We start from the raw sequence: 11,756 nt of genomic DNA on the forward strand, positions 1-11,756 counted from the left end.
GCTGAAAATTGAAACAATACAGCTGAAACTTATCTCTCCGTAGAAGTACTGAGATAAGGATTAACCTGTATTAGAGTCTCTCAAATAATCGCAATACGACGATGTCTGTAAAGACACCTTCGGGTTGTGAGGTTAAGCGACTAAGCGTACACGGTGGATGCCTAGGCAGTCAGAGGCGATGAAGGGCGTGCTAATCTGCGAAAAGCGTCGGTAAGGTGATATGAACCGTTACAACCGACGATACCCGAATGGGGGAAACCCAGTGCAATTCGTTGCACTATTGCATGGTGAATACATAGCCATGCAAGGCGAACCGGGGGAACTGAAACATCTAAGTACCCCGAGGAAAAGAAATCAACCGAGATTCCCCCAGTAGCGGCGAGCGAACGGGGAGGAGCCCAGAGTCTGAATCAGTTTGTGTGTTAGTGGAAGCGTCTGGAAAGTCGCAGGGTACAGGGTGATACTCCCGTACACAAAAACACACTTGCTGTGAACTCGATGAGTAGGGCGGGACACGTGACATCCTGTCTGAATATGGGGGGACCATCCTCCAAGGCTAAATACTCCTGACTGACCGATAGTGAACCAGTACCGTGAGGGAAAGGCGAAAAGAACCCCGGCGAGGGGAGTGAAATAGAACCTGAAACCGTGTACGTACAAGCAGTGGGAGCACCTTCGTGGTGTGACTGCGTACCTTTTGTATAATGGGTCAGCGACTTATATTTTGTAGCAAGGTTAACCGAATAGGGGAGCCGTAGGGAAACCGAGTCTTAACTGGGCGTCTAGTTGCAAGGTATAGACCCGAAACCCGGTGATCTAGCCATGGGCAGGTTGAAGGTTGGGTAACACTAACTGGAGGACCGAACCGACTAATGTTGAAAAATTAGCGGATGACTTGTGGCTGGGGGTGAAAGGCCAATCAAACCGGGAGATAGCTGGTTCTCCCCGAAAGCTATTTAGGTAGCGCCTCGTGAACTCATCTTCGGGGGTAGAGCACTGTTTCGGCTAGGGGGTCATCCCGACTTACCAAACCGATGCAAACTCCGAATACCGAAGAATGTTATCACGGGAGACACACGGCGGGTGCTAACGTCCGTCGTGAAGAGGGAAACAACCCAGACCGCCAGCTAAGGTCCCAAAGTCATGGTTAAGTGGGAAACGATGTGGGAAGGCATAGACAGCCAGGATGTTGGCTTAGAAGCAGCCATCATTTAAAGAAAGCGTAATAGCTCACTGGTCGAGTCGGCCTGCGCGGAAGATGTAACGGGGCTAAACCATGCACCGAAGCTGCGGCAGCGACACTTAGGTGTTGTTGGGTAGGGGAGCGTTCTGTAAGCCGTTGAAGGTGACCTGTGAGGGTTGCTGGAGGTATCAGAAGTGCGAATGCTGACATAAGTAACGATAATGCGGGTGAAAAGCCCGCACGCCGGAAGACCAAGGGTTCCTGTCCAACGTTAATCGGGGCAGGGTGAGTCGACCCCTAAGGCGAGGCTGAAAAGCGTAGTCGATGGGAAACAGGTTAATATTCCTGTACTTGGTGTTACTGCGAAGGGGGGGACGGAGAAGGCTAGGCTAGCCGGGCGACGGTTGTCCCGGTTTAAGCATGTAGGCGGAGTGACTTGGTAAATCCGGTTGCTTATCAACGCTGAGGTGTGATGACGAGTCACTACGGTGATGAAGTAGTTGATGCCAAGCTTCCAGGAAAAGCCTCTAAGCATCAGGTAACATTAAATCGTACCCCAAACCGACACAGGTGGTCAGGTAGAGAATACTCAGGCGCTTGAGAGAACTCGGGTGAAGGAACTAGGCAAAATGGTGCCGTAACTTCGGGAGAAGGCACGCTGGCATTAGGTAAAGAGACTTGCTCTCGGCGCCGAAGCCAGTCGCAGATACCAGCTGGCTGCAACTGTTTAATAAAAACACAGCACTGTGCAAACACGAAAGTGGACGTATACGGTGTGACGCCTGCCCGGTGCTGGAAGGTTAATTGATGGGGTCAGCCGCAAGGCGAAGCTCTTGATCGAAGCCCCAGTAAACGGCGGCCGTAACTATAACGGTCCTAAGGTAGCGAAATTCCTTGTCGGGTAAGTTCCGACCTGCACGAATGGCGTAATGATGGCCAGGCTGTCTCCACCCGAGACTCAGTGAAATTGAACTCGCTGTGAAGATGCAGTGTACCCGCGGCAAGACGGAAAGACCCCGTGAACCTTTACTATAGCTTGACACTGAACATTGAGCCTTGATGTGTAGGATAGGTGGGAGGCATCGAAGCGTGGACGCCAGTCTGCGTGGAGCCAACCTTGAAATACCACCCTTTAATGTTTGATGTTCTAACTCGGCCCCGTGATCCGGGGTGAGGACAGTGTCTGGTGGGTAGTTTGACTGGGGCGGTCTCCTCCCAAAGAGTAACGGAGGAGCACGAAGGTTAGCTAATCACGGTCGGACATCGTGAGGTTAGTGCAAAGGCATAAGCTAGCTTGACTGCGAGAGTGACGGCTCGAGCAGGTACGAAAGTAGGTCTTAGTGATCCGGTGGTTCTGAATGGAAGGGCCATCGCTCAACGGATAAAAGGTACTCCGGGGATAACAGGCTGATACCGCCCAAGAGTTCATATCGACGGCGGTGTTTGGCACCTCGATGTCGGCTCATCACATCCTGGGGCTGAAGTAGGTCCCAAGGGTATGGCTGTTCGCCATTTAAAGTGGTACGCGAGCTGGGTTTAGAACGTCGTGAGACAGTTCGGTCCCTATCTGCCGTGGGCGTTGGAAGATTGAGAGGGGCTGCTCCTAGTACGAGAGGACCGGAGTGGACGAATCACTGGTGTTCGGGTTGTCATGCCAATGGCATTGCCCGGTAGCTAAATTCGGAAGAGATAACCGCTGAAAGCATCTAAGCGGGAAACTTGCCTCGAGATGAGTCTTCCCTGGGGCTTTAAGCCCCCTGAAGGAACGTTAAAGACTATGACGTTGATAGGCTGGGTGTGTAAGTGCAGCGATGCATTGAGCTAACCAGTACTAATGATCCGTGAGGCTTAACCTTACAACACCGAAGGTGTTTTGGTGATTTGAGAGAGATTTTCAGCGACGTTCCGAGATTGGGCTGGCTGGCTGTGTGTAGGATTGCATAGCGGGTTAGTTTAGACAGAATTTGCCTGGCGGCCATAGCGCGGTGGTCCCACCTGATCCCATGCCGAACTCAGAAGTGAAACGCCGTAGCGCCGATGGTAGTGTGGGGTCTCCCCATGCGAGAGTAGGACACTGCCAGGCATCAAATCAAGCCGAGACCCCATGCCAAAAGCGTGGGGTTTTTGCTATGTGCGCGATATAGAAAAGCCTTCTGCTGTGCAGAGGGCTTTTTTTATTTGTACATTTTAGGTGTGATTGAATGGATGACGAATCGAATACACCGATATTCGGATATAAATACATCTTTAAACTAACCGAATGTTTATGTGTTTGGACGAATTGTCTGCCGCGTTAAGTTTTCTGCCATTTTTATAACCTCGCCCACAGAAAAAAAGCTTTATTCCCTTAGAATCATCGAGTACAAAATTGAAACGATGTTTTGATTACTGAGGTTTAAATGAATGCTGGTCTCTTTGCTTATACCGCAATATTGGTTACGGCACTTACTTGCACAACAGCTCAGGCAAGCCCTGTGACATACCAAAAAGCGGCTATTACTGAAAATAACTTGCCGGTATTTTATCCACAGCTGAAAAAGCAAATGACATACCAAAGCTCATGGCTCGCTGGAAACTATACAGATTTCTCACTATGGAAAAGTGATACTCGAAAAACCCTCCGGCAGGCATTGCTTACTCCCGACTCAACAATCGCATTCTCTGCAGAAAAAATAGATCAGCAAGACCGTGGCAGCTATGTTGCTGAAAAAATTGTATTTAACATCACGGATGAGAGTCGTGTTCAGGGTTTGTTATTAACCCCAAAGAGCAAGGGACTTCATCCGGCGATTGTCTTACTGCATGACCATGGCTCCAAGTTCGATATCGGCAAAGAGAAAATGATTCGTCCATGGGGGGATAGTGCGCAGCTGGCTTCCGCACAGGCATGGGCGGATAAATTCTTTAGCGGTAAATTCATTGGCGATGAATTGGCGAAACGTGGTTATGTGGTGCTCTCCATCGACGCGATTGGCTGGGGTGACAGAGGCCCAATGAGTTATGAGCAGCAGCAAGCTTTAGCCAGTAATTTCTTTAATCTTGGTCGCTCATTAGCGGGAACCATGGCTTATGAGGATATGCGAACGGTTGATTTTCTGGCGACGATGCCGTCGGTCAACTCGCAACGTATTGGTGTACTTGGTTTTTCTATGGGAGCCTACCGCGCTTGGCAATTGGCGGCATTGTCAGATAAGGTCGCCGCGACAGCGGCTATATCCTGGTTTGGTAACTATCAAGGCCTGATGACACCGGGTAATAATGTGCTTCGTGGGCAATCCGCTTTCTACATGCTGCATCCAGGTATTGCCAATAAGTTAGATTTTCCTGATATTGCCAGTTTAGCCGCACCAAAGCCGATGTTACTTTTTAATGGTGGAAAAGATAAGTTATTCCCGTCGGATGCCGTGGAACAGGCATATAACAAAGTGCATGCTATTTGGCGCTCACAAAATGCAGAATCACGGTTGGTCACCCGCAATTGGCCCGCATTGGGGCATGTATTTTATCAAGAGCAGCAAGATGTGGTTTTCCCATGGCTAGATCGCTGGCTAAAACCATAAAAAAAGGCCCCAAGGGGCCTTTTGTGAATCAACCAAGATTAGTGAGAGCTGCTCTGAGAAGCCCCTAATCCCGTTTGTGACCGCACAAACTGGGCTTTGAAACGTAAGCGTTCTTGCTGCCCTTCTACTGATTTATCCGTTATGGAGAAGAACCAGATCCCGACGAATGCCACTATCATTGAGAATAATGCAGGATATTCATATGGATAGATTGGTTTTGCATGCCCCAAGATGGTAACCCAGATAGTTGGGCCTAAAATCATCAGAATTATTGCGGTCAATAACCCCAGCCAGCCCCCAATCATTGCGCCACGAGTGGTCAGTTTTTCCCAATACATCGAAATGAAAATAATTGGGAAGTTACAACTGGCCGCGATGGAGAATGCTAATCCAACCATGAAGGCAATATTTTGTTTTTCAAACAAAATACCTAAACCGATGGCAACAAATCCTAAAATGACAACGGTAATTTTTGAAACTCTCAGCTCATCACGTTCGTTGGCTTTGCCTTTCTTAATCACACTGGCATAAAGGTCATGTGAAACCGCAGAAGCACCCGCGAGGGTTAGGCCGGCGACCACTGCCAAGATAGTTGCAAAGGCGACTGCTGAGATAAAGCCTAAGAAGAAGCTCCCACCAACAGCATCTGCCAGATGAACTGCTGCCATATTATTGCCGCCCAGCAATGCGCCAGCCGCATCTTTAAAGGCTGGATTTGGGCCGACCAATAAGATTGCGCCAAAACCAATAATAAAGGTCAATATGTAGAAGTAGCCAATAAAGCCTGTTGCATAGAACACGCTTTTACGGGCTTCTTTTGCATCACTCACGGTGAAGAAGCGCATCAGAATATGTGGCAAACCGGCAGTACCAAACATCAATGCCAGACCTAGAGACAAGGCTGATATTGGGTCAGATACCAATCCCCCCGGGCTCATGATTGACAGGCCTTTAGGGTGAACTTTGACGGCTTCGCTGAATAATGTGTTGAAGTTGAAGTTAACCGATTTCATCACCATGATAGCCATGAATGATGCACCGGCCAGCAGTAATACCGCCTTGATTATCTGTACCCATGTTGTGGCCAACATGCCACCGAACAGGACGTACAGCACCATCAGCATGCCGACCAGCACCACAGCGACGTGGTAGTTCAAACCAAACAGCAGCTCAATCAATTTACCCGCCCCGACCATTTGTGCAATCAGGTACAAAGCCACTACAACTAATGAGCCACAGGCAGATAAGGTGCGGATAGGTCTTTGTTTTAACCGGTATGAGGCCACATCGGCAAAAGTATAGCGGCCCAGGTTACGCAGACGTTCAGCGATTAAGAATAGAATGATTGGCCAGCCAATTAAAAAGCCGATGGAGTAAATCAGGCCATCGTAACCGGAGGTATAGACCAATGCGGAAATACCGAGGAATGAGGCCGCAGACATAAAGTCACCGGCAATCGCCAAACCATTTTGGAAGCCGGTTATACGTCCACCCGCAGTGTAATAATCTCCACGCGAACGGGTACGTTTAGACGCCCAGTAAGTGATATAAAGTGTTGCGCCGACAAACAGCACGAACATCACAATCGCCTGAATGTTGAGCGGCTGGCGATGAACTTCGCCGGTAATTGCTTCTGCCTGTGACAGCGCAGGCAGAGCTAATAAGGAAAGTACGGACCAATGGCGAGTCTTCATTGCTTCACCTCACGAAGAATTTCTGCCGTTAGACGGTCAAACTCGCCATTAGCACGAATAACGTAAACACCTGTAAGAACAAAAGAAATAACAATCAAGCCCACACCAACGGGAATACCGCGAGTAATGCTGGAACCTGCGTATAGCGGGGTGCCTAGCCATTGTGGTTCGAAAGCAATAAGGAAAATGAAACCGACATACAGCGCCAAGGTAATTAGCGACAGTAGCCAGGCAAAGCGACCACGCTTTTGTACCAACTCTTTGAAACGCGGGTTATTTTCAATCTCTTGATAAATGCTGTCATTCATCAGAGTCTCTCCTTTGAGGCATTAAATAAGGTACCGCCCGTAGGCGGCATAATTTACGACGGCGCTTGCATTGATTGTTTTTCTTCCAGTAATTTGTCTACGACACTCGGATCGGCGAGCGTTGAGGTATCCCCTAAGTTGCTGGTATCGCCAGCGGCAATTTTGCGCAGGATCCGGCGCATGATTTTGCCCGAACGTGTTTTTGGCAGTGAGTCGGTCCAGTGCAGAATATCTGGTGTTGCGATTGGGCCAATTTCTTTACGTACCCAATTGCGCACCTCGGTATACAGCTCTGGTGTGGGCTCTTCACCATGATTCAATGTGATATAGGCATAGATAGCCTGGCCTTTGATATTGTGTGGAACGCCAACAACAGCGGCTTCGGCAATTTTCGGGTGTGATACCAGCGCTGATTCGATTTCTGCGGTGCCCAAACGATGGCCTGAAACGTTCAACACATCATCAACCCGGCCAGTTATCCAGTAGTAGCCATCTTCGTCACGGCGTGCGCCATCACCACTGAAATACATGCCTTTAAAAGTAGAGAAGTAAGTTTGTTCAAAGCGGTCATGGTCGCCAAACAGGGTTCGAGCCTGACCCGGCCACGAGTCGGTGATGACCAAATTCCCTTCGGCAGCCCCTTCTTGCGGGTTACCCAAGTTGTCTACCAGTGCTGGTTGAACACCAAAGAATGGGCGAGTAGCAGAACCTGCTTTCAACTCGGTTGCGCCGGGGAGTGGGGTTATCATGAAACCGCCGGTCTCAGTCTGCCACCAGGTATCAACAATTGGGCATTTACTATTGCCAATTTTGTTGTAATACCATTCCCATGCTTCTGGATTGATAGGTTCTCCGACCGACCCCATGATGCGCAGCGAAGTGCGTTGGGTACCTTCGACGGCCTTATCACCCTCGGCCATTAAAGCTCGGATAGCCGTCGGGGCGGTATACAGAATATTAACCTGATGTTTATCAATAACCTGTCCTAAGCGATTAACGCCCGGATAGTTAGGCACACCTTCAAACATTAACGTAATTGCACCGCAGGCCAGTGGGCCATACAGCAAATAGCTATGCCCGGTAACCCAGCCAACATCCGCTGTACACCAGTAGATATCACCTGGGTGGTAATCAAATACGTATTTAAAGGTCAGTGCGGCATACACCAGATAGCCGCCGGTGGTATGTAATACCCCTTTTGGTTTGCCGGTAGAGCCAGAGGTATAAAGGATAAATAATGGATCTTCTGCATTCATTTCTTCAGGCGGGCAGTCGGCAGAAGTATCTTTAATCAGGTCATGCCACCACAAATCTCGCCCGTCTTTCCAGTAGCTGGCATTGCCGGTGCGTTGGAATACAACGACGTTTTTGATACTGGTAATCGCGGGATTTTTTAGCGCTTCATCGACATTTTTTTTCAGTGGAATTGCACGGCCAGCACGGATGCCTTCGTCGGCAGTAATCACCAATTTTGAGTTAGAGTCGATAATACGGCCAGCGACGGCATCAGGTGAGAAACCACCAAAAATAACGGAGTGAACAGCACCAATGCGAGCACAAGCCAACATAGCAACTGCGGCTTCTGGCACCATCGGCATATAAATAGCGACGACATCACCTTTCTTGATGCCCAGTCTTTTCAGCACATTGGCAAACTGACATACATCATGATGAAGCTGTTTGTATGTGACTTTTTTAGACTGATTCGGGTCATCGCCTTCCCAGATAATTGCAGTTTGATCACCGCGCTCTGCCAGATGGCGGTCTAGACAGTTGGCCGCAAGGTTCAACGTGCCATCCTCAAACCAGCGAATACTGACATGACCGGGATCGAAAGACGTGTTCTTCACCGTGCTATATGGCTTAATCCAATCAATAATCTTGCCATGCTCACCCCAGAATTCATCCGGGTTCTGCACCGACTGTTGATAATATTGATGGTATTGTTCTGGGTTTATCAGGGCATGTTCTGCAATTGCAGTTGGAATAGGGTGCTTATGTATTTGGCTCATAATCGTTCTCCTTGAGATTGTTAATAATATGTCAATCAAAAGTTAATTATACTGTGAAGGGATGTTTTGTTTCTTTTTTGGGCGGCAGATCACGCATAAAAGATGTTGATTTAGAGACTTACTTAATGCGCTGAGTGGTGAATCGATATCTTAAGGATAGAAGAGGTGCCGTCTGACTACGCTATAAAGGAAAGGAAATGTGGTCGTCAGCTCATTTTCAGTATGAAAAGAAGATATTGATATGCTAGCACTGTCAGGAATATTAACGTGACGTGATTAATTTTATACGGTATTAATTGTTAACCAAAAAATAAAATATTCATTTACAATTGCCGTGTTAATATTATTTTAATGCCTAACTGTAATTAAAAATTAGTATATATTCGAACTAGGAATATGTACTTATAAATAAAAAATGCTAAAGCATAAATATGCATTTTAATATTTTATTTATTTTGACTTCTTCATATTCATTTTCAGAATAAAAACAACTTTTCTTTAAGAATATTCTTGGTGAGCGGGAGTTGTCCTAAATTAAATTTAACAGAATGGAAACATAATGCATTCAGAAATAGAACATAACTAAGGTTTATATGATAATTTAATTTAGCTCATTTTTTCTACTGATGGATGTGGTTGTTATTTGTCATTGATGGATTTTACTTTTTTAATAACAAATATTTACTGGTCATGCATGATTATTCTGACCGATATTATGCACTGCTACGATGTAGGCTTAGTGTAAACAAGGCTTGCAGAGGAGTGCCCAGAAATGATACTGATTTATAACGTGGACGGCTGGCGGGAGGCTGAACCATAAGTACGATCAACTATAGCCCCGTATTTAATGATTAAGTATTCTATTTAAGATGCTTGGTAACTCGCATTTTATAGGATGCTTTGAGGAATTTTTAGGGTATGAAAAGTGTAAAAATAAGTCTGGCCTGGCAAATACTCATTGCACTGGTATTGGGTATTTTGGTTGGTGCAATTCTGCATAACCAAATTGAATCAAGAGAATGGTTGGTTAGTAATATTTTAAGCCCAGCGGGCGATATTTTTATCCGCTTAATTAAAATGATTGTGGTGCCGATTGTTATTTCAACCTTGATAGTGGGTATTGCCGGTGTTGGTGATGCGAAAAAGCTTGGGCGAATTGGTCTAAAAACCATCATCTATTTTGAAGTTATCACGACCATTGCCATTATTGTCGGGATCACCTTGGCGAATGTGTTCCAGCCAGGGCACGGCATTGATATGTCGGCATTAACCGTGGTTGATATTTCCCAGTATGAAAAAACCACCGAACAAGTTCAAAGTGGTAGCCACAGTTTGGTCAGCACTATCTTATCGCTGATCCCTGCCAACGTCTTTGCCTCTATGGCAAAAGGCGATATGTTGCCAATTATTTTCTTCTCAGTGTTGTTTGGTTTAGGGCTGTCTTCATTGCCAAAAGAAACCAAAGAACCACTGTTGAATGTGTTTAAAGCAGTATCTGAAAGCATGTTCAAAGTTACACATATGATTATGCGTTATGCGCCTATCGGGGTATTTGGCTTAATCTCGGTGACTGTCGCCAACTTTGGTTTTGCCTCACTGATCCCTCTCGCCAAATTGGTTGTGCTGGTTTACGCCGCTATTCTCTTCTTTGCCTTAGTGATATTGGGCACCGTAGCCAGATTGTGTAAGCTGCGTATTTGGATATTGATTCGAATTCTGAAAGATGAGCTAATTCTGGCATATTCTACCGCCAGCTCAGAAACAGTCTTACCACGCATTATCGAGAAAATGGAAGCTTATGGTGCGCCAAAAGCTATTACCAGTTTTGTGGTACCGACCGGTTATTCATTTAATCTAGATGGCTCCACGTTGTATCAAAGTATTGCAGCCATATTTATTGCCCAACTCTACGGTATTGAGCTGTCCATCGGGCAAGAAATTATTCTGGTTCTGACCTTGATGGTAACCTCGAAAGGTATTGCCGGCGTTCCGGGTGTTTCTTTTGTTGTTTTACTGGCGACATTAGGCAGTGTCGGTATTCCATTAGAAGGGTTGGCCTTTATTGCGGGTGTTGACCGTATTCTAGATATGGCGCGAACTGCATTGAATGTCGTGGGGAATGCATTGGCTGTGTTGGTTATCGCTAAATGGGAGCATCAGTTTGATCATAAGAAAGCTAAGGCTTATGAGAAAACTCTGTTTGCACCGAAACAGACACCCGTTCAAAGCTAGTTATTAAGCTATTTATGAGTTAAAAACCCCTTGTTGGCGTGATGCTAACAGGGGGTTTTTATTGTTCATTCTTACAAGAAATAAGCATGTAGATAACTTACTGGCATTACTCATTTAAACCTAAGCGATATGACCAACGGATCAATTCAGCGACTTTATGTACATCCAGCTTTTTCATCATATTAAGGCGGTGGGTTTCAACGGTTTTTTGACTGATTGAAAGCTGAGTCGCGATAATACGATTACAGGAACCTTCAGTGATCAGTTTTAATATTTGCCGCTCGCGGGGGGTTAGAACGGGTTGATGAGTCTCATTACCTTGAGCCAGCTTACTCAATAAGGTGCTATTGAGCGCGGGATCAATATAGCGCTTACCTGCGGATACAGTTTGAATCGCGGCCATCAAGATTTGCTGTGGACTTTTCTTTAGAACATACCCTAGCGCACCATTATTTAATGTCCTGCTGGCGTAATGCTCCTCATGGCGAGCGGTTAATGCCAGTATTTTCATACTTGGCCAACGGCGAAGAAGTTGAATAATGACATCAAGACCATCCATACCGGGTAACCCCAAATCGATAATGACAATGTCTGGCTCGGTTTGGCGGCATAAGTTATACACGTCTAATCCATTCTCCGCCTGGCCGACAATTTGATAGCGAGGGTAAGCTACAAGCATATTTTTGATACCATTAATAATCAGCTCATGGTCGTCGACAATTAATAATTTTGTATTCATAAAGTTATTCCTTTACCTGATGATTTAA

General features: G+C 46.5%; 6 protein-coding genes and 2 rRNA genes. 4 read left to right on the forward strand and 4 right to left on the reverse strand.

The window, feature by feature from the left end:
• Positions 1-130 precede the first annotated feature (130 nt).
• The 3 genes from F0T03_RS01380 (at position 131) to F0T03_RS01390 (ending at position 4,743) form a co-directional block, all read left to right on the forward strand.
• Positions 131-3,039: ribosomal RNA gene (locus F0T03_RS01380) — 23S ribosomal RNA — on the forward strand.
• A gap of 111 nt (positions 3,040-3,150) precedes the next feature.
• A 5S ribosomal RNA gene (rrf, locus tag F0T03_RS01385) occupies positions 3,151-3,266 on the forward strand.
• Between the two features lie 316 nt (positions 3,267-3,582).
• Entirely contained in the window at positions 3,583-4,743 is a 1,161-nt protein-coding gene (locus tag F0T03_RS01390) for a dienelactone hydrolase family protein (RefSeq protein WP_159677087.1), read from the forward strand.
• Positions 4,744-4,781: 38 nt separating this feature from the next.
• Here F0T03_RS01390 and actP read toward each other — a convergent pair whose 3' ends face one another.
• Genes actP through acs form a run of 3 tightly spaced genes read right to left on the reverse strand, consistent with a single transcriptional unit; the run spans position 4,782 to position 8,757 of the window.
• On the reverse strand, positions 4,782-6,437 hold the full coding sequence (gene actP / locus F0T03_RS01395) for a cation/acetate symporter ActP (RefSeq protein ID WP_145555839.1): 1,656 nt from the start codon (positions 6,435-6,437) through the stop codon (positions 4,782-4,784).
• Positions 6,434-6,745 carry a DUF485 domain-containing protein gene (locus F0T03_RS01400; protein ID WP_145555840.1) on the reverse strand — a complete coding sequence of 104 codons (312 nt, stop codon included), beginning with the start codon at positions 6,743-6,745 and terminating at the stop codon, positions 6,434-6,436. Before F0T03_RS01400 ends, actP begins: the two co-directional genes overlap by 4 nt.
• A 53-nt stretch (positions 6,746-6,798) precedes the next feature.
• Positions 6,799-8,757 (reverse strand): acetate--CoA ligase, encoded by a 1,959-nt coding sequence (gene acs / locus F0T03_RS01405; protein WP_159677088.1) that lies wholly within the window; start codon positions 8,755-8,757, stop codon positions 6,799-6,801.
• Positions 8,758-9,675: 918 nt separating this feature from the next.
• Between acs and gltP the strand changes: the two genes are divergently transcribed.
• A complete protein-coding gene (gene gltP / locus F0T03_RS01410) occupies positions 9,676-10,989 on the forward strand; it encodes a glutamate/aspartate:proton symporter GltP (protein ID WP_145555842.1) in 1,314 nt (437 codons plus the stop codon).
• A gap of 106 nt (positions 10,990-11,095) precedes the next feature.
• Here gltP and F0T03_RS01415 read toward each other — a convergent pair whose 3' ends face one another.
• Positions 11,096-11,728 carry a two component system response regulator gene (locus F0T03_RS01415; protein ID WP_145555843.1) on the reverse strand — a complete coding sequence of 211 codons (633 nt, stop codon included), beginning with the start codon at positions 11,726-11,728 and terminating at the stop codon, positions 11,096-11,098.
• Positions 11,729-11,756: the final 28 nt, after the last annotated feature.

This window comes from Yersinia canariae, assembly GCF_009831415.1.
Classification (GTDB): domain Bacteria; phylum Pseudomonadota; class Gammaproteobacteria; order Enterobacterales; family Enterobacteriaceae; genus Yersinia; species Yersinia canariae.

Bases quoted from the DNA above. Each gene is read 5' to 3' on its own strand.
- F0T03_RS01390 (WP_159677087.1), top strand. From the start codon at position 3,583: ATGAATGCTGGTCTCTTTGCTTATACCGCAATATTGGTTACGGCACTT.
- actP (WP_145555839.1), bottom strand. From the start codon at position 6,437: ATGAAGACTCGCCATTGGTCCGTACTTTCCTTATTAGCTCTGCCTGCG.
- F0T03_RS01400 (WP_145555840.1), bottom strand. From the start codon at position 6,745: ATGAATGACAGCATTTATCAAGAGATTGAAAATAACCCGCGTTTCAAA.
- acs (WP_159677088.1), bottom strand. From the start codon at position 8,757: ATGAGCCAAATACATAAGCACCCTATTCCAACTGCAATTGCAGAACAT.
- gltP (WP_145555842.1), top strand. From the start codon at position 9,676: ATGAAAAGTGTAAAAATAAGTCTGGCCTGGCAAATACTCATTGCACTG.
- F0T03_RS01415 (WP_145555843.1), bottom strand. From the start codon at position 11,728: ATGAATACAAAATTATTAATTGTCGACGACCATGAGCTGATTATTAAT.